Source organism: Methylosinus sp. KRF6 (assembly GCF_018887255.1).
Lineage (GTDB): Bacteria > Pseudomonadota > Alphaproteobacteria > Rhizobiales > Beijerinckiaceae > Methylosinus > Methylosinus sporium.
Window position 1 is genome coordinate 354,532 of record NZ_JAHLJF010000001.1, and the last position, 18,204, is coordinate 372,735.

General features: G+C 61.9%; 16 protein-coding genes and 3 pseudogenes. 8 read left to right on the plus strand and 11 right to left on the minus strand.

Going from position 1 to position 18,204, the window contains the following annotated elements; genetic code table 11:
• The first annotated feature begins 224 nt into the window (after window positions 1-224).
• The 3 genes from KP010_RS01665 (at window position 225) to KP010_RS01675 (ending at window position 3,728) form a co-directional block, all read left to right on the plus strand.
• The gene (locus KP010_RS01665) at window positions 225-1,115 is read left to right on the plus strand and encodes a hypothetical protein (protein WP_142861694.1); all 891 of its coding nucleotides are present in this window, start codon (window positions 225-227) and stop codon (window positions 1,113-1,115) included.
• A 51-nt stretch (window positions 1,116-1,166) separates the two neighbouring features.
• Window positions 1,167-2,405, plus strand: coding sequence for an HAD-IIIA family hydrolase (locus KP010_RS01670; RefSeq protein ID WP_142861693.1), 1,239 nt, complete (start codon window positions 1,167-1,169; stop codon window positions 2,403-2,405).
• A 177-nt stretch (window positions 2,406-2,582) separates the two neighbouring features.
• A complete protein-coding gene (locus KP010_RS01675; protein WP_142861692.1) occupies window positions 2,583-3,728 on the plus strand; it encodes an AGE family epimerase/isomerase in 1,146 nt (381 codons plus the stop codon).
• Between the two features lie 205 nt (window positions 3,729-3,933).
• On the opposite strand, the gene KP010_RS01680 is transcribed toward KP010_RS01675, so the two are convergent.
• The 3 genes from KP010_RS01680 to KP010_RS01690 are packed head-to-tail and all read right to left on the minus strand — an operon-like array spanning window position 3,934 to window position 7,033.
• Window positions 3,934-4,827: an HlyD family secretion protein gene (locus KP010_RS01680; RefSeq protein ID WP_142861691.1), complete on the minus strand. Its 894-nt coding sequence runs from the start codon at window positions 4,825-4,827 to the stop codon at window positions 3,934-3,936.
• 14 nt (window positions 4,828-4,841) lie between these two features.
• The gene (locus KP010_RS01685) at window positions 4,842-5,033 is read right to left on the minus strand and encodes a DUF1656 domain-containing protein (RefSeq protein ID WP_142861690.1); all 192 of its coding nucleotides are present in this window, start codon (window positions 5,031-5,033) and stop codon (window positions 4,842-4,844) included.
• Window positions 5,030-7,033 carry an FUSC family protein gene (locus tag KP010_RS01690; protein WP_142861689.1) on the minus strand — a complete coding sequence of 668 codons (2,004 nt, stop codon included), beginning with the start codon at window positions 7,031-7,033 and terminating at the stop codon, window positions 5,030-5,032. The genes KP010_RS01685 and KP010_RS01690 overlap by 4 nt, the downstream gene beginning before the upstream one ends.
• A gap of 119 nt (window positions 7,034-7,152) precedes the next feature.
• Here KP010_RS01690 and KP010_RS01695 point away from each other — a divergent pair, with 119 nt between their 5' ends.
• The gene (locus tag KP010_RS01695; protein ID WP_246659698.1) at window positions 7,153-7,803 is read left to right on the plus strand and encodes a TetR/AcrR family transcriptional regulator; all 651 of its coding nucleotides are present in this window, start codon (window positions 7,153-7,155) and stop codon (window positions 7,801-7,803) included.
• A 293-nt stretch (window positions 7,804-8,096) separates the two neighbouring features.
• Here the strand turns inward: KP010_RS01695 and KP010_RS22565 are convergent.
• The 4 genes and pseudogenes from KP010_RS22565 to KP010_RS01710 all read right to left on the minus strand — a co-directional run.
• Window positions 8,097-8,297: pseudogene (locus KP010_RS22565) on the minus strand (IS630 family transposase); the annotation flags it as partial.
• 62 nt (window positions 8,298-8,359) lie between these two features.
• Window positions 8,360-8,557: pseudogene (locus tag KP010_RS01700) on the minus strand (IS66 family transposase zinc-finger binding domain-containing protein); the annotation flags it as partial.
• Between the two features lie 100 nt (window positions 8,558-8,657).
• Window positions 8,658-9,773 (minus strand): RHE_PE00001 family protein, encoded by a 1,116-nt coding sequence (locus KP010_RS01705; protein ID WP_216280322.1) that lies wholly within the window; start codon window positions 9,771-9,773, stop codon window positions 8,658-8,660.
• Window positions 9,774-9,977: 204 nt separating this feature from the next.
• On the minus strand, window positions 9,978-10,235 hold the full coding sequence (locus KP010_RS01710; protein ID WP_142861686.1) for a hypothetical protein: 258 nt from the start codon (window positions 10,233-10,235) through the stop codon (window positions 9,978-9,980).
• Window positions 10,236-10,405: 170 nt separating this feature from the next.
• Here KP010_RS01710 and KP010_RS01715 point away from each other — a divergent pair, with 170 nt between their 5' ends.
• On the plus strand, window positions 10,406-10,546 hold the full coding sequence (locus KP010_RS01715; RefSeq protein WP_185966387.1) for a hypothetical protein: 141 nt from the start codon (window positions 10,406-10,408) through the stop codon (window positions 10,544-10,546).
• Between the two features lie 117 nt (window positions 10,547-10,663).
• On the opposite strand, the gene KP010_RS01720 is transcribed toward KP010_RS01715, so the two are convergent.
• The 3 genes from KP010_RS01720 to KP010_RS01730 form a co-directional block, all read right to left on the minus strand.
• The gene (locus KP010_RS01720; RefSeq protein ID WP_142861685.1) at window positions 10,664-12,103 is read right to left on the minus strand and encodes a lipopolysaccharide biosynthesis protein; all 1,440 of its coding nucleotides are present in this window, start codon (window positions 12,101-12,103) and stop codon (window positions 10,664-10,666) included.
• A 260-nt stretch (window positions 12,104-12,363) separates the two neighbouring features.
• Window positions 12,364-13,392, minus strand: a complete 1,029-nt coding sequence (locus KP010_RS01725; protein ID WP_142861684.1) for a glycosyltransferase family 2 protein — start codon at window positions 13,390-13,392, stop codon at window positions 12,364-12,366.
• Between the two features lie 50 nt (window positions 13,393-13,442).
• Window positions 13,443-14,522: an endo-1,4-beta-xylanase gene (locus tag KP010_RS01730; RefSeq protein WP_142861683.1), complete on the minus strand. Its 1,080-nt coding sequence runs from the start codon at window positions 14,520-14,522 to the stop codon at window positions 13,443-13,445.
• Between the two features lie 235 nt (window positions 14,523-14,757).
• On the opposite strand from KP010_RS01730, the gene KP010_RS01735 reads away from it, so the two are divergent.
• The 3 genes and pseudogenes from KP010_RS01735 to KP010_RS01745 all read left to right on the plus strand — a co-directional run.
• Window positions 14,758-15,678 carry a glycosyltransferase gene (locus tag KP010_RS01735; protein WP_142861682.1) on the plus strand — a complete coding sequence of 307 codons (921 nt, stop codon included), beginning with the start codon at window positions 14,758-14,760 and terminating at the stop codon, window positions 15,676-15,678.
• A 57-nt stretch (window positions 15,679-15,735) separates the two neighbouring features.
• Window positions 15,736-16,725, plus strand: a complete 990-nt coding sequence (locus KP010_RS01740) for a glycosyltransferase family 2 protein (protein ID WP_142861681.1) — start codon at window positions 15,736-15,738, stop codon at window positions 16,723-16,725.
• Window positions 16,726-16,830: 105 nt separating this feature from the next.
• A pseudogene (locus KP010_RS01745) lies at window positions 16,831-17,078 on the plus strand (transposase); the annotation flags it as partial.
• Here KP010_RS01745 and KP010_RS01750 read toward each other — a convergent pair.
• A complete protein-coding gene (locus KP010_RS01750) occupies window positions 17,051-18,109 on the minus strand; it encodes an RHE_PE00001 family protein (protein ID WP_371824179.1) in 1,059 nt (352 codons plus the stop codon). The pseudogene KP010_RS01745 and the gene KP010_RS01750 sit on opposite strands and share 28 nt — an antisense overlap.
• Window positions 18,110-18,204 lie beyond the last annotated feature (95 nt).

The window sequence follows — 18,204 nt, forward strand, 5'->3', positions numbered from 1 at the left end:
TTGACATTTTATCGTGGAACAACACATCGCCTTTTCCGAAGAAATGCCGTTGTTTTGCCACATGCTCGACGTTATGCTTCCGTTCCAGTTCGAACTATAGATCATGTTCGTCGCGCTATAGGCGATACTCGGGGGCGCGAGGGCCCTGCCGACCCGCACGAGCATAACTCCGACCAGGGCGCGAGCCAGTCGATGCGGTCGATCGCACGAATATAGGAGATTAGATGACGGGAACAGGGTTCGCTCCATCGGCTGCTCGCGATCGTCGTTATGGAGTCGCGATCGTCGCCAATGACAAGGTGATCGAATGGCTGCTTCCCTTTCTGGAAAGCTATCGCGACACGAATGCCTCGCTGCCGCTCTATCTCATCCCCTATGACGACAACATCTCCCTGACCAGACAGGCGGCCGAGGTCTATGGAGCGACAATGGTCGAAAGCGAGCCGGTCGAAGTCGACCGGCTCTCGCACGAACTCTATCCTGGAATATTCAATTCTCACAGGCGTCGGCTTCGCAAGCTGCAGGCGCTCGCGCTCGCGCTCGACGAAGTCGCGTATGTCGATATCGACGTGATTCTCTTTCGTGATCTGAGGCCCGTCTTCGGTCGGCTCGAAAGCGGAAAAAGAGAATTCATCGTCGCATCGCCGAGCTTCGATTATGTCTACAACGAGAACCGTAAAAAACATGCGTTCTTGGACGACGCGCTGCTGTTCAACGATGGCTTCTGGGTTACGTCGAGCCGCTTTCTGGATCTTTCCGATGTCCTCGAGACGATTCGAGCCGATGTCGACATTTTTCACGAGGTTCGCAAGCGAGGCCAATTGTTCGCGCAACCGCTGATGAATTTCGTGGTGCATAAGCGAGGCCTGAAGACCGCGCTTCTGCCGCATTGCGTCGAGAACGCTTCCCATGAGAACTACTACAAGGCCCCTGGGATCACCTTCTCGAACGGCAAGCCGCTCGATCCCGAAGGGAAAGAAATTTATCTCGCCCACTGGGCCGGGGCGATCGGCCTTCCTTCCAACGATGTATTCGCCGGCGCCTGGAAAGAGCTCTCGAAAGCGGCCTGGGCGCGATTTTGCAAGCGAGACAGTTCGTATCCGATCCGCAGATGAAGCAAGGGAGCCCTTCGACAACCGACGCCGATCCGAGAAGGTGATAAGCCGATGATGACGAGACAGGCCGTGATATTGGTCGGCGGCAAAGGAACGAGGCTCGGCGCGCTCGCATCCTCCACTCCTAAGCCGCTCATGGCGATCGGCGGCGACATGGTGTTCCTCGACGCATTGCTGCTCGAGATCATTCGCCATGGCTTCGATGACATTCTTCTGCTCGCCGGGCACTTGCATGAAAAAATTCGCGAGCGATATTGCGGACGTTCCATTCGTGGAGCGTCATTGCGCGTCGTCGTCGAAAGCGGGCCGGCGGGAACGGCAGGGGCGTTGAGAAACGCGGCGTCGTTGCTCGATTCGACGTTTTTGCTGGCGAATGGCGATACGCTATTCGACATCAATCTTCGTCGGCTCTCGGCTTGTCTGGAGACTAGGCCGGACGTTCTCGGAGTGCTCGCTCTGCGACGGGAGTCGGACTCGACGCGTTACGGCAGCGTGAGATTGCAGGACGGATATGTCGTCGCCTTTCGGGAAAAAGAAAGCGGTCGGGAGCCAGCATTCATTAATGCCGGAGTGGGCGTGTTTCGGCGAGAGATGTCGACCTTTGTCGAGGAGACGCCTTGCTCGATGGAGCTCGATGTCTATCCTCGGCTCGCCGCCGTCCGCACGATTCTCGGGGAAGTGTTCGACGGCTATTTTATCGACATCGGAACTCCGGAGTCGCTCCGCAAAGCGCGGCTAGATCTCGCAAACAGGCGCCGGCCCGCGGTTTTCTTCGACCGTGACGGCGTGCTCAATCACGATGCAGGATATTGCCATCGCGTCGATGCTCTCGAGTGGACTCGAGGAGCCGTCGAGACAATCCGATTGGTCAACGAGGCTGGAGCTTTGGCCATTGTCGTCAGCAATCAGGCGGGAGTTGCGCACGGCCTTTTTTGCGCGGCGGATATCGATCGCTTTCACGCGGAAATGTCCACGCAGCTCGCTGCAGCAGGCGCCCACATCGACGCATTCTATTTCTGTCCATACCACCCGGACGCAGCCGTCGCCGAATGGCGACATCCAGATCATCCCGATCGGAAGCCGAACCCCGGCATGATTCGACGAGCGTTGACCGAGTGGCCGATCGACATGAATTCGAGTTTGCTCATCGGCGACAAAGCGAGCGACATGGAAGCCGCGAGACGCGCAGGAATTCGCGGAATATTGTTCCAGGGCGGCGATCTCTATGCGTCGACCCGATCAGAGCTCGAGCATGTGGTAGCTCTTCGCAGTCGCACGCGCATGTGCTGACGAACCGTCGACGGATGCGGCTCGTACGATTTCGGTTCGCGACGCGCCCAATGATTCTGCCGCGGCGGCGCCACTCACAATGCGCCGATATCCCCATGCGATTCCGTCGGCGTATGCCGAGGACTCGGCGGTGCGCGACGCCGTGGGCTTCGATCTCGAACCGCAGAAGGAAACGATATGATCGGAACCGAAAAGCAGGACTCGCTTCTCCCGTGGCTGAAAGACAAAGCGCTTCCGCTGTGGGCCTCGAACGGATGGGATGACCGCACGCATTCATTCGTCGAACGCCTCTCGCTCCGAGGCGAGCCATTGCTCGATGCGCCCAGACGAGCCATGGTTCAAGCGCGTCAGATCTATAGTTACAGCGTCGCGCATCGATCGGGCTGGTTCGGGGACGGAGCAGAGCTCGTAGCACGCGCAGGGACGTCGATGATCGAACGCTATTATGAAGCCGATGGCGCTCGCGGCTGGGTTTTTTCCGTGGGGCGCGATGGAGCCGTGCTCGATAGCCGTCGAGATCTCTATACGCATGCGTTCATCCTACTCGGGCTCGCGAAGGCGTTCGAGGCCACGCGAGATTACGCCTATATCGCACTCGCTGATGCGACTCTGAGCTTTCTGGATCGCGAGATGAGTTCCGAGCATGGCGGCTATGTCGAGTCCCTGCCGGCGGGCGATAGTCCACGCCGGCAGAACTCGCATATGCATTTGTTCGAGGCGTTGCTCTCGCTATTCGATGCGACGAGAAACTCTGTCTATCTCGAACGAGCCGAGGCGATGCGCGATCTTTTCTTCAGGCGATTGGTTCAAGCCGAAAGTTCCGTTGTCGTGGAGTTTTTCGACGCTGATTGGGGGCCTCTCGAGGGTCCGAATTTTCCATTCGAACCGGGTCATCATTTCGAATGGATATGGTTGCTCGAGCAAAATGACGAGCTTCGACACGTCGATCAGACGGCGACGGTCGCGCGTCTATGGGAGACGGCGCTTCGCGCCGGCGTCGGCGTGGACGGTCGAATTTTTGCTCGCGCGACTGTCGGAGGAGCGGTGGATCGCTCGACTCGGCTTTGGTTCTATGCGGAAGCGGCAAAGGCCGCCCATGTAATGCGGTCGAAATATGAGCGGTTCGACGGCCCGATCACGAGCGATTTTTTTGCTGCCATGCGCGCTCGATTTCTAGAGCCCGCCATATCTGGCAGCTGGATCGATGAGTTCGACGCCCATGGCGCGCCGAAAATGAATTTTGCCCCCGCGAGCTCCCTGTATCACCTTTGCTGCGCGATTCGTGCAGCTGAAGCTCAGTATTGCAGCTGCTTTTTGAGATGAGCGCGCCGCGCCTCGGCTCGATGTGCTCGACGCCATACCAGCGGACGTTCCAATGGATCACGTCACATTCGAGACGGCTGCCCTCGAAATCGATCATCCCCACTATCCCGCCCGCCCCAATCCGGCGATCATCGCCCCAATCGACCCGCGAGAAAAATTCGCGACAGAGCCCGCGCTAGCGTGTTGCCCCTGTGCGAGGCGATGATCACGGCGTCGTCGGACTCGTTTCACCGATGATCACTGTCGCCGTGCGGCCCGCGATCAATGCGACGTCGCCGACCGCCGAGTCGAGCGCGATGCGCACCGGAATGCGCTGAGCGAGCCGCACCCAGCTGAATGTCGGATTGACATTGGGCAGCATCGTCGTTCCGGTGCTCCGCTCACGATCCTCGATACCACCGGCAATTCCCTCGACGCGCCCGAAAATCGCCGCTTTTTCCCCCATCAAATGAATTGTGACGCGGTCGCCGACATGAATCATCGGCAGCTTTGTCTCCTCGAAATAGCCGTCGACATGCCAGCTCGCGGCGTCGATCAGCGCCGCGACGCCTTTTCCGGCCGTCACATAGGCGCCGGGCCTCAAGTCGAAATTCGTCAAGGGTCCGCTGACCGAGGCGCGAACTTCCGATCGTTCGAGATTCAATCGCGCGATATCTCGATCGGTCTCCGCCTGTCGCAACGCCGCCGACGCCTGGGCCTGCGAGGAGATCGCAGCGTCGAGCTGCTGCTTGGAGACGGCGATCGTCTTCGTCGCCTCCAGAGCGCGATAGCGCGCGAGATCTTTCGTCGCGGCGTCGAGCGCGGCCTTACGTCCGTCGAGGATCGCTTCGGCCTGCCGCAAGGCGAGAATGAAGCGCTCTCGATCGATTCGGAACAGTGCGTCGCCTTTGTGAACGAACTGATCGTCGCTGACGAGAACGTCGCTGACGAGTCCCGAAACATCCGCGGCGACAGCGACGACGTCGGCGCGCACGCGGGCGTCTCTGGTCCAGGGCTCCTGCTCGTAATGCGCCCAGACGCGCCAGGCGACGATGACCGCCCCCGCGGCGAGCGTCGAAGTCGTCGCTATACGCAGGAAGGCGAGCAATCTCATTCTCATAACGATTCCACGAGTCAGAGCAGAACGAAGACGCCGAGCAGGCAGACGAACATGCCGAGATTGAACAGCGCCGGATGCCAGACGAAGCGGTAGAAACCGATCGCTTCGAGCGCTCGCTTGATCGCGATCTCCAGCATGAAGGCAGTGAGCGCAAAGGCGAGCAGCGACGATACGAACACGCCGAAAATGTCGATTTCCGCATTCATCCGACCTTTGCCTCCGACAAGGACCAATCGGGCGGCGGTTCGGCGCTGAACAGACAACGGCGAAGGCCGACCAGGGCGAGCAGCAGGCGCGCGTCGCCCGCGCATCGCGCCGCCGCCAGCGCACGATCGATCGCAGACAACGCAGCGCGAGAGGACGTCGGCGCTCCAGCGTGGAAATATCGGGAAAGCTGCTTCAGCAGCACATCGATCCGTCTCCGGCGAGAGCCGCGAAGGACGCTTCGCGCGCGGCGCGCATCGAGAATATTCAGGCCGGTTCTCAGATCGCGCAGCGCCTCCGGCAAATCGCCTTCGACCGCATGGGCGATGGGCGCGAGCAGAAACAGGCGATCGAGCATCAGACCGACGAGGCGCTCGTCGTTGCCGGCCAACGGGTCGGCGGCCTGAACGAAGGCGGCTCGGTTCGCGCGCCTATAGCCGCGCGCGCGCCATCGTGCGCCCGGCGAACGAATCAGAGCGATCGCGATCGCCGTCAGCGCCATGCCGGAGAACATTGCGAGGCTCGAATTGACGAAACTCTCGGCGTCGGCGGAATAGAGCTCCTGCACGGCCATGGCCGTCGGTGTGACGATGACGAGCGGCAGACCGATACGAAAAGTCTGCGGCGACGCTATGAGGAGACCGAAGGCGAGGTAGACGGGAGCGAGCGCCAGCGCCAATGTCTCGAAATTGTGGATATGTGGCAGAATGACGAAAAGATAGACGCCGGCGATCGTCATCGCGACGATCGTCCATTCGATGAAGCCGGCGATCGACGGAGCAGGATCGTCCTGGGAGGCGTAGAGGCTTCCGACGATCGCTCCCATCATCGCGGCGACAGAGCCTTCCGGCCAGGAAGCGCCGATCCAGATCAGGCAACAGGCGAAAATCGCGCAGGCCAGCGTGCAGGCCGCGTGCAGCGCTGCGCCATGGTCGAGATGGCGGATGCGCTCGATCCGCGAATCGACCGTGAACCGCAAGAGCGTCGGCCGATGAGGTCCTTCCGCGAGCGCTTTCGTCAGCTCGTCGCAGTCGGACAAGATATCGAGCAATTCGGCGACATGCCGGCAGAGGCTCGCCTCGACGAGGTCGCGCCATCGAGCCTCTTCGCGCGGCGCCGCCACGGTTTCGAGATCGCGTCGCAGCGCGCCCTCGTCCGTCTCCGCAGCTTCCGAGGCGGTCGCGACGATCACGACGCGCGCTTGCCCGACGAGAGACGAAGCGCGCGGCGAAGCTCCGCCGAGATCCGCGAGCGCGGCGAGACGGTCGGAGATCGTCGATAGAACGGGAAACAACATCAGCATACGCGGGACGATGCGACGCATCTGGTCGAGCGATCGGCGCTCGACCGCAGCGTCGAAGGCGAGATGCGTGGCCAATGTTTCGATCTCCGCCATTTCGGTCGCCAGACCGATCCAATGCGCGTCGACCGAGGCGATGCTTTTTGGATCGAGCGCGGCGACGGCGGCGGCGCGAGCGTCGCGCAGCCAAGCCTCCAGCCGCTCGGCCACGACCGGGCCGACGGAGCGCGGGAAGACGAGACTGGATACGAGCGTCGCGCAGGCGATGCCGATGAGAATCTCCTCGGTTCGCGACAAGGCGAGATCGAAGATCGTCTCTGGCGCGTCGACGGCCGGAAAGCCGACGATCGCCGCCGTATAACCAGCGAGCAGGAACACATAGCCGCGAGGCGTGCGGTCGAGCAGCGAGAGATAGAGGCACAGTCCCGACCAGATCGCCATGGCGAGCGCGAGCGCGAACGGCATGGCGACGAGATTGGGAACCATCAGAACTGCGCCCGCCGCTCCGAGCAATGTGCCCACGGCGCGGTAGGCCGCCTTGGATCTCGTCGCGCCAGAGAGCGGCTGCGACGCGATATAGACCGACGCCAGCGCCCAATAGGGGCGCGGAAGGTCGAGCCAGAAGCTGGCCGCGAGCGCCATCATCGCGGCGGCGAATGTCTTGATCGAGAACAGCCAATGGCCCGATCCGAAAAATGTCATCGAAGCCGCCTCGAGCAGACCGGCGATCGCAGCGAAGGGCTTGCGTCTGGCCCGGCCTTCCGTATAAATGACCAATAGGTCATTTTATGTCAAGCCGTGATCCGGCCGAAAGGATCGAGATGACGAATGGTCCCACCAAGACACCGAAGAGCGAGGAAGCGCGGCGGGCCGGCAGAGGGCCGAGCCCGGAAAAGACCGCGCAGACGCGCCGCGTCATCGTCGATGCGGCGCTCGGCGAGTTTCTCGAGAAAGGTTACGCCGATACGACCATGGACGGCGTCGCGAGGCGCGCCGGCGTGGCCAAAGGCACGCCCTATCGCTATTTTCCGGCCAAGGAGGCGCTATTCGAAGCCATGGTGCGGGAGAAGATCGCGGGCGCGCTGATCGACGCCGATCCCGCCAATCGCCGACCAGACGAAAAGGTGTCGACGTTCTTGCGGCGCACCATGCTCGTATCGATACGCGAGATCGAGCGCAACGGACGGGCCGCCATCGCCCGTCTCATGCTCGTCGAGGGCGCGAGATTTCCAGAAATGACGGAGATCTACCGACGCGTGATGTTCGAGCCGCTCTTGAAACAGATCCACGCTTTGGCTGTCGCCGCGCGCGCAGGGGGGGAACTGCGCCGCCCGGAGCTCGAGGATTATCCCCATCTGCTCATCGCGCCGATCTGGTTCGCGATCATTCATAACGGCCTTCTCGATCGCGCCCATCCTCTCGACATCGGCGATTTGTTCGAAGCCAATCTCGATCTCGTCTTCGACGCTTGAGCCGGCCGGCGATCGGCTTTCTTTCACGCTCGCCGAAGCTCGAGATCGCCGTTCTCTAGAGTCTTCGTTTTGACGCGTTTCCAGCCGAACCGGAGTCCACTTCGGCTGGAAACGCTCTATGCGAGCGCGAAGGAGCCGATTCCAGGACCGGCACCACGTCGCCGATCTCTCGATCTGGCTTTCGGTCCGCCCATTGCTCCAATGGTTCCGCCACAGCCTCTCGCATGACGCCCATTTCATGACGCGGCAGCGTCGCAAAATGGCGCATCGTGTATAATACCAATCCTCACTGATCAAAACCCATGGGCCCAATCGCACAACCCGATGGACATGATGCGCCACGACTGGTCGATGAGCTTGTTCCAAGCGGCGCAACAGTGATCGACGATATCGTCGTAGGATTTGAAGACGCGGTTGGACAGCCAGTTTTCGCGCAGAAACTGCCAGGCATTTTCGTAAGCGCTGTTTTCAGGCCACGACTTTGAAGGGGATGGGCGCGGCGTAGGCTCACGGCATGAGTTCATCGAGGCCGTCGACGATCTTCGTGAGAACGTCAGGCATGCACGACGGCGCCCTCGCAGGCGCGGCAGGCGTATTTGGGACGCCGCGTCACCAGCACGCGGAACTGCGCCGGCACGATGTCCAGACGCTCGGAGACATCCTCGCCGATCCGGTGGAGCGCGCCTTTGCAGCAGGGGCAAGACTTGTCCTCGATATCGACGACGGTCTCGATGCGCGGCAGATGTGCGGGCATTCAACGCCGAGTAGCATTTGAGCGCGACACGCCGTCGTCGGCGCCGGCGTCGCCCGGCAAGATCTCACCATCGGCGCGAATGACTGTCGCGCTCCATCTATCAAATGACAGCCCACGCCCTGTATCGCCCGCGTCCGGTCAACTCGCGAAGGTTCGACGAGAGTTCGTCGATCATCGTGGTGGCGGCTTGTTGAGAGACTCGAAGCTCCTTGGCGGCAAGAGGGACGGTGACGACCGGCGAAGCGAGACATAAATCTACGAGCTGCGACATCCTCGAATTCGTTCTTCGGCCTTCGCATTTTCTGAGCAGGAGCTCGCGCGCGAGCGTCAATCTGTCGAGCTCCTTCGCGTCCGCCTTCGCCATCGTTTCGATCGCACAGGCGAACGCGACCAATCGTGATTCGAAATCATCTCGTCCAACTCGACGATATCTGGCGTGTCGAAATCCCGAATGCAGCGCTGTGAGACACTGCCGCGTCTTTCCACGGGAGCGGAGCAAGGCCGCGGCGAGCAAGGGGCCGAGCCAAGCGCTGCGCTGTAACGGCTCGATCTCCTCCCAAGCATCGAGCGCGATGCTCGCCGCCATCAAAGGCGGAAGGTTCCGGGTGCGGCTCAGACACTCGCGCCACTCCGCGAAGCGGGCCTGATCGTCCCAATCTTCGTCGTAGACCAAACCAGAGTCGTCCCGCTTCGGCGGAGCCGGCTGGATTCGCTCTATCGGGCGTGACGTTCGCGCCAGCAATTCATCGATTTCGGCGAATTCTCCTGTAAGGATCGTCCCGTCGTCCTCGTCATCCGGCTCCAGATCCGCCGCCTCGCCCATGGCGCCCGAACCAGTGGTCGGCTCGGACACCGCATCATGCGATCTCCCTGCGCCACGTAGACTGGCGAGGCCCTCGGTCGTCAACGCCCAGGCCGAATCGCGATCGGCTATGCGACGGCGCGTGAGCAGAACGGCGTGCGCCCGCACGAGCTCGTGCGTCGGCGTGCGCACGTCCATTCCGGCGTCATGAAGCACGAGGTCTTCGAGCTGCACGAATTCGCCCGCGCGCCACAAGGCTGCGCAGGCGTCGTGGAAATGCGCGCGAAGAACGAAGGCTTCGGCGACGGGACTGGAGCGAAGCCGCTCGTCGAAACGCGCGAGGGCGTCCGACGCGCTCTCGAAAGGCGCTTGCAGGCGCTCGAATGAGACCGAGGCGGGAAACGAAAATCCCATTTTAATCCTGTGCGAATCAAGACATTTATCAAATTATCTCAAACATCGCTTGAGTGATAGACGATGCCTTTTTCTCTTTCGCCGACCGGATCGAAACGCGTCGCTGCGGCAGCCGAAAGGGGTCATCGCAGAATCTTCCCAAAATCCTACGCTAAGGCGCTGACGGAGGTTTACTGGTATCTTGCCGATGGAGTTGCGTAGATATTAAGGCATTGAGATATCTGGCGGCTCGCGCGCGCTCGAAAGCAAACCCACAAGAATCTCGTCGAGGGAATTGAGCAGCGGACGATCTCCGAATTGGAGGCATTGATCGCTGTCAGCGACGGCAGAGATCGCACGCCGCTCGCCTGGTTGCGTGATTGGCCTGAGGCGCCGGCCCGAAAGAACCTCGTCAGGATCGTCGAGCGCCTGCAATTTGTTCAAAGCCTCGGCGTCGGGCCAGATCGCGAGCGACGGATTCATCGCGCGCGTTATAGGGCCATCGCAAAGGAAACGGCTATTCTCAGCGCAGCCGCGCATTCCGCGCCTTCGGCGATTTCCTTTTGCCGCGGCCTTTGTCGCTCGGCGACAGGAAGGCGAATTGACTTGCGGTCACGGATCGCTTCGACGACTGGCGTACCGAGCGAACGGCCTTGCTCGAATCGCGGCTCAATGAAATCGATACGCTCGCGTCCGCAGGCAAGCTTGTCGAAGCTGCGATCACCGCAGAGGGGTTGTCGATCAAAGGGGCGGAGCGAGGGCTGATTGATCGGCCGATTTTAATCCGCGCGTAAATCGGCCGTTTCACGCCAACGCAGCCGCGACATCTCCGTGGCCGCCTCAAAGACGTCGCTATCAGAAAATGGCTCGCTCATTTTAGCGCCTATGCGGGGATCTGTGCTCGTGCCGCCTTATCGCGCCCGCAGCAGATTGAGGCGCGGTCCGCTCAGCGCGCCCAGGGCGAGCGACCTGGCTCCGGCTATGTCGAGCGCCAGAGCGGCAATGCCATAGGCGAGGGCCCCGCTCACTGCCAGCACAGTGAATGACACGCCGCTTCGACCGGATAGCAATGTCTCGACCGCGAGCACCGCCAGCGTCATGATCGCACTGGCGGAGACGACCCGCAGCAGCGGGCGGGCGAGCAACGGCATCGGATGCGCATGGCGCGTCATCGCGAAGGCGACGAATAACCCGACGCCCTCCGCCAGCACGAGAGAAATCGCCGCGCCGGGCAGTCCGAAGGCCTCGGTCAGCGGCCAAAGGGAGCAGACGTTGACAGCGAGCGTCGCCGCCCCGTGAGCGATCGTCAGTTCCGGACGCTTGGCGAGGTGAAAGCTGATGTGGACGTAGGAATTCGAGATCGACGAGAACAGCCAGGCGAAGGCCAGGATCGGCATGATCGTCGCGGCGGTCTCGCGAAAGGCCGGGCCGAGCAGAAACGAAGCGAGATGAGGGCTGGTCAACGCCGCGCCTATCGACACGGGCAGCAAAATAGCGAGCAGCAGTTCCCCGGATTCCTCGAGGTGAAGACGCGCAGCGTCCTCGTCTCCCTCGGAGAGCGCGCGCACCGCGAGAGGGATGGCCGCCGCCGCGACGGCGCTGGAGGGGATGAGGATGATCTGGCGGATGAGATCCGCCGAGGCGCCATAGAGTCCGGCGGCGCTATCGCCTAGCGACCACGCGACGAACAGCCGGTCGAGCGAGCTGTGGAACGTAAAGACGAAGCCGGAAATCGTGATCGGAGCTCCGAGACGAAGGAAGGTCTTCAGCTTCGAGAGATCGATCGGCGCGATCGGCCGCATCCAGATCGCTGGCGTCGAATAGGCGATCGCCACGAAATAGGCCGCGGCGGCCATCGCCAGCTGACCAACGCCGCCGCCGCCGAGCCCGGCCACGACGAGGCAGAGCCCGAAGGCTGCGACCGAACGCAATATCGAGGAGAGGACATAGGCTCTCGTCTGCAGCCGCGACTTCAGCAACTCCTGTCCGAGCTCGAACAGGCTGAGGCCCAGCGAAAACACCAGCGCGCAGGCTGCGCGCGCCGGGGACAGCCCGGAAAAATAGGCAACGCCGGCGACCGCCACGGGCGCCACGGCCGCCGAGAGACCATACGCGGCCAACGAGGTCGCGCGGACGTCGACGCCATCCCCCTCGGACTGAAAGCGCATGGCCGAATAGCGCACCCAGGTGAACAGCACCGCGGAAACGAAGCCGCCGACGCTGACGCCGACCACATAGACGCCATATTCGGCGGGATCGAGCAGGCGCGTGAAGGCGACGGCGCTCAGAAAGCCAAAGATCCCCGAGACGGCGCTCGCAGTCAGATAGTGCGAGGTGTGGCGAAACAGCATTTTCGGCTCGATCTCTCCAGATTATGCGCTTTTCCAGCGCCTCGTCGCGTGAACCGGGCTCCTGCCGGATGAACCTCGCGCGTAAGCGCCGACGAATCCTAGCCGCAGACATCTCGTATTCGGTAACGCGAGCCGCGCAACTCGCGTGCCAAAACCAGAATTGAGGAGAAAACACGCGCTATCAGCGGCGATCGGCCGAAAGCGGATCGGTTACGGCCGATCGCCTGTGCCAATACGACACGGCCGACTCCTCCGCGGACTCAGGAGCGAACCAGATCGCGGATCGCGCGATAGAGACGCCGCGCTCTCGTTTTCTCCCGGAGCGCGTCGCTCCAATCGATCATGCTCGAATTGACGTCGTAATCCCCCCTCTGCGCATCCGGAATATCGCCGGCGACGATGCGGGCGATGAGGTTCGGCAGCTCTCGATAGAAGGCTTCTGAACGATAGGGCGGATGCAGTGAATACATGCCCTTTCCCGATCCGAGAAAGTCGATGCGGCGCAGTCCGTGGCGCCTCATGGCCGCGGTAAAGAGCTCCTCTGCCGGCAGGGACAGTGGCGATTGGCGGTAGATCCGCGCTCGAAGCCGACGCTTCGCGTTCGGCCGCACGATCTCGAGCGCGCCGACGCGCGCATCGAAGCGTCGCTGGTCGAGAACGAAAATGCGCGTGCTCACGCTATGGAAACCATAAGCAGGATAATCGGCGGCGAGGCGTGTCGGCCTCGGCAGCGCCTCGCTTCCGGGAAAATAGCGATGCAGATCGGCGAGCGAACCGTCGACCGTCGGCGGGCCCGGCAGCGGACTGGCGAAGAGCGCGTCGGGCGTCCGCTCGAGCCAGCCGATGGCTTCGTCGAGCCAGGCTCGGCTTCCCCCGCCGAATAGCATGTCACTGTCCATATGCACGACATAATCGGCGTCCGCGCGGAGCAGTCCGTAGAAATAGGCGTGCAACGGCCCGCCATCATAGGCTTTTTCCGGCACGTCCGCGCTGGAGCCGAAATAGCGCCGCCGCACGGCCTCGCGCGCGGCGGGAGAATAGTCGACCTCCACGATCTCGAGATTGGAAAAACGCGCCGCGAATGTCTCGATATGATCGAAAAGCTGCTTACAGTTCTCGTCATAGCTCGCGCCGCGGTAACGGCCGGTGCGGCTGCGCTTCGTGTCGATGGTCAGCGTGACGCGCTCCACCTGGCCGCCCCAGATCTCGAGCTCGTGTCCGAGCGTGTGCGCCACATGGCGGGCGTCGAGCGGATGCATATTGATTTGCAGAGCTGATCGAACGGTCATGACAGGCCTTTTCGAGAATGATCTACGTCAGATCGGATCGGCGCGCGCGGTTACGCCGTCCTGCCGGTGAAGCGGTCGATCGTCTGCATGAACGGCTTGCGTCCGAAGTCGCGATCGAGCGGAAGCGGCCGGTTGGGCAGACCGTCGCGGCGCGGGAACATATAAGGAATCCAGCTGTAGCGATCCGAAATGCCCCAGGTGAGCACGGCGTCGAGCGGGCCGGCCGCAGTCACCGTAGCGAGAAGATCGCCGACTTGGCGGGCGACGATCTGGTCTCGCTCGAGGGGAGACGGCGGCAGCTCGTTGTCGAGGACATCGAGCTCCGTGATCAGCACCTTTACTCCCGCCGCATGGAGTTCGCCGACGAAGCGCCCGAGACCGTCGCGATCGATCGCCTTCGCCCCGCGCAAATGACATTGCAGGCCCACCGCATGGAGCGGCGCGCCGGCGTCCAAGAGGCGGAAGACGAGATTGCGGAACGCCGCCCGCTTCGCCGGAAAATGCTCGTCGCCGAATTCGACGTCATATTCGTTGAGCGCCAGCTGCGCCTGAGGATCGGCGGCGGCCGCCGTCCGAAACGCGAGCGCGAAGTGACGATCGCCGAGCAGTTCGAACCAGAGCGATGGGCGACGATCCGTCGGACGGCGCGCGATGTCTGGAATCGCTTCGTTGACCACGTCCCACGAACGGATGCGCCCGCGGTAACGGGAGACGACCGTTTCGATATGCTCGACGAGCGCGCGCTCCGCTTTCGCCGGCGTGTCGATCGCCTTCGTCCACTCCGGCATCGAAGCATACCAGACGAGCGTATGACCGCGCATGGAGAGCCCGTTGCGCTGCGCGAACGACATCAGCGAATCGGCGCGCTCGAAAGCGAAGGTCGAGGCGTTCGGCCGCAACCTGCTCCATTTCAACTCGTCGACGGGCACGATCAAACTGCACAGCTCGGCGATCGCCGCCCCGAGGCGTGGATCGGAATCGAGATCGGCCAGTCCGAGCGCCGCGCCATAGGGCACTCGCCGCTGCGCTTTCCTCGACGAGGACGTCGCCGCATTCGCAGCTGCGGGCGTCGCCGCGAATGCAGCGGCTCCGAGGCAGGAGGTCAGGACGTTGCGTCTGTTCCACTTCATGAAGAAGCAATCTCTCTTTGAGAAGAACGTGGCTTCGGATGGCCATCGCAGCAAAATTCGATCCAGCAGCGGCCGACCTGAGGAAAACCGCGCCAAAGCAGACTTCGTCCGGCTCGAACGCCAGAACACGCAGAAATTGGTCTAGTGGTTGCTGCTTCCGACCGGCATCCGGCCGAAACGGTTCTTTTTGATACAGGTTCGGGTTCAGCTGGAACGAGTTTGGAAGGTGATGTGAATGAGCGTCAGCGTAGTCATTCCAGTCAAGAACGGCGCGCGCTTCATCACAGAAGCGGTCGAGAGCGCCTGTGTCCAAGCCGAGGTGGGGCTGATCGTCGTGGTCGACGACGGCTCCACCGACGGCACGGTCGAAGTCGTCCGCACCATGAGCGATCCGCGCATCGTTTTGATCGAGAATACTCGGCAAGGCGTTTCCGCCGCGCGCAATTCGGGTCTTGACGAAGTCGTGTCGAGAGGCTGCTCGCACGCCGCCGCATCCTGGGTCGTTTTCCTCGACGCCGACGATCGCTTGCGCTCGGGCGCGGTGTCCGAGCTGCTCGCCGGCGTCGATGACGATTGCGTCGCGGTCTACGGCGACTACGATCGGATCGACGAGAACGGAGCGTTCATCGGACGCCGACGATTCATCCGCGGCATGCGCAAACCCAGCGGAGACGTTCTCGGACGGCTTCTCGCTGGAAACTTCCTGGTCAATGGCGGCGTGATGCTGATCCGCATCGACATTTTTCACAGTATCGGCGGCTTCGACGAGACGCTTCGTCACTGCGAAGATTGGCACGCCTTCTGCCGATTGGCGGCAACCGGACGGATCGTCTGGCGACCGAACGCCCATGTGCTCGATTATCGCGTTCACCGTTGCGGCACGATGATGGACTCGTCGATCGACTATCGCCGATATGAGACAGCATTGGAGCGCGTTTTCGTGGATCCGCTGATTTGCGGACGCTTCGACTCCCGTCGACTGGCCCGTCTGCGCCGCAGATCAGAAGCGCATCTGCGCACCTATCTCGCTTGCCAGACATTCCGCTCCGGCGCCTATCTGCGAGCAATTCGTCAAGCGACGCGAGCGATCATGGCGCTTCCGTCGCACGCGCCGAAGGTCGTGCTTCGATTGGTCGGAGCCGCAGCGGGAATTTAGAGCGCGTCCCCCATTGGACGCCCGCTTGCTTTCGACGGGAGCACAGGAGAAAAGACAGTGTCGGGTTCTCAGACCGAATCGAATGTCGCGGCAGTCGTCTGCGTTCCGACATTTCGTCGCCCGATCCATCTCGAAAAGACGCTCGCCTCGCTCGCTCATCAAGTCGAGGGCGTGAATTTCGCGGTCGTGATCGTCGAAAACGACGACGAATGTCGCGAGGGCAAGACCGTCGCAGATGCCTTTTTGAAATCGGGGGCGCTTCGAGGAATATGTGTCGTCGAGCCACAACGGGGAAATTGCCGGGCGATCAATCGCGCCTTCGAGACGGCTCTCGATAGTTTCCCGAGCGCCGAATTCATTCTCATGATCGACGATGACGAGATCGCGAGCCCGTTATGGCTTCTGGAGATGACCGGCGGGGCGCGACAGAGCGGCGCCGACATCGTCGGGGGGCCGGTTGTTCGCTTCTTCGAGACCGCTCCCGATCGCGCGGCCACGCTTCATCCGGTGTTCGATCCCGGCCTGTCTTTCTCCCGTTTCATTCCCTCGCTTCTCGGCTCGGGAAATTGTCTGATCCGACGCCATGTGTTCGAGTCCTTCGACGCCCCTTACTTCGACCTCCGATTCAATTTTCTCGGCGGCGGCGACATGGATTTCTTCCAGCGATGCCGCTCGAAGGGATTCACCACCTATTGGAGCAACGATGCGATCGTGACCGAGAGCGTTCCGGCGCAGCGCATGGAGGCCGGCTGGATCTTGCGCCGTGGCCTCGCCATTGGCGCAATCAACTATCAGATCGACTGCAAACGCTATCCGAGCCTTCTCGGTCGCTCACTGATCTTCATCAAGAATTTCTTGACGCTCCCGCTCTCGGCGTTGCGCGCTGTCTCGATGTTTCAGCGAACGCGCTGCCTATTGCCGACATTGCATCCGATCTGCATCGCCGCGGGACGCAATCTCGCGGCGTTCGGCTTTTCGCCCAGCCCCTATAAGCAGCCAAGCAGACCGAATGCGACGCCGAGAGACTTACCCCACCTATCGATGTGACGTCGCCGCACACGCTCGGAGCCGGCCTCGGAAATTCGGACAGCGCTCGAGTGGATTTTCTGCCTGACAGCGGCGAGGATTCTCGCTGCGAATCAGGAGCATTCGATGACGAAGAAGAGCCGCCGGACGCATTCCCCGGCGTTTGAAGCGAAAGTGGCTTTGGCTGCGATCGAGGGCGAGAAGACGCTCAGTGAACTCGCGCAGCAGTTCGACGTTCATCCGAACCAGATCACGACCTGAAAGGGCCAGCTTCTCGAAGGCGCGGCGGGCGTTTTCGGTCAGGAAAAAACGGAGCGAAGGAAGCGGCGGTCGATTTGAAGGCGCTTCACGCCAAGATCGGCGAACTGACGCTGACTGTCATGCCGCCATACCCCTTTTTTCCTACCAAATTCAAGAAGGCTTTGCCCACGTCAATCCGCCACTCGCCGGGTTCGATAGCGCCTCGACCAAGATCGCCGCTCGCGAAAACGAGCGACGTCTCTCGTTGGCGTGTTCGACGAAGCCGTCGAATGGTTGCGGAAGCTGCCCACGCCCTGTATCGCCCGCGTCCGGTCAACTCGCGAAGGTTCGACGAGAGTTCGTCGATCATCGTGGTGGCGGCTTGTTGAGAGACTCGAAGCTCCTTGGCGGCAAGAGGGACGGTGACGACCGGCGAAGCGAGACATAAATCTACGAGCTGCGACATCCTCGAATTCGTTCTTCGGCCTTCGCATTTTCTGAGCAGGAGCTCGCGCGCGAGCGTCAATCTGTCGAGCTCCTTCGCGTCCGCCTTCGCCATCGTTTCGATCGCACAGGCGAACGCGACCAATCGTGATTCGAAATCATCTCGTCCAACTCGACGATATCTGGCGTGTCGAAATCCCGAATGCAGCGCTGTGAGACACTGCCGCGTCTTTCCACGGGAGCGGAGCAAGGCCGCGGCGAGCAAGGGGCCGAGCCAAGCGCTGCGCTGTAACGGCTCGATCTCCTCCCAAGCATCGAGCGCGATGCTCGCCGCCATCAAAGGCGGAAGGTTCCGGGTGCGGCTCAGACACTCGCGCCACTCCGCGAAGCGGGCCTGATCGTCCCAATCTTCGTCGTAGACCAAACCAGAGTCGTCCCGCTTCGGCGGAGCCGGCTGGATTCGCTCTATCGGGCGTGACGTTCGCGCCAGCAATTCATCGATTTCGGCGAATTCTCCTGTAAGGATCGTCCCGTCGTCCTCGTCATCCGGCTCCAGATCCGCCGCCTCGCCCATGGCGCCCGAACCAGTGGTCGGCTCGGACACCGCATCATGCGATCTCCCTGCGCCACGTAGACTGGCGAGGCCCTCGGTCGTCAACGCCCAGGCCGAATCGCGATCGGCTATGCGACGGCGCGTGAGCAGAACGGCGTGCGCCCGCACGAGCTCGTGCGGAAGAACGAACGCTTCGGCGACGGGATTGGAGCGAAGCCGCTCGTCGAAACCGCGAGGGCGTCCGAGGCGCTCTCGAAGGGCGC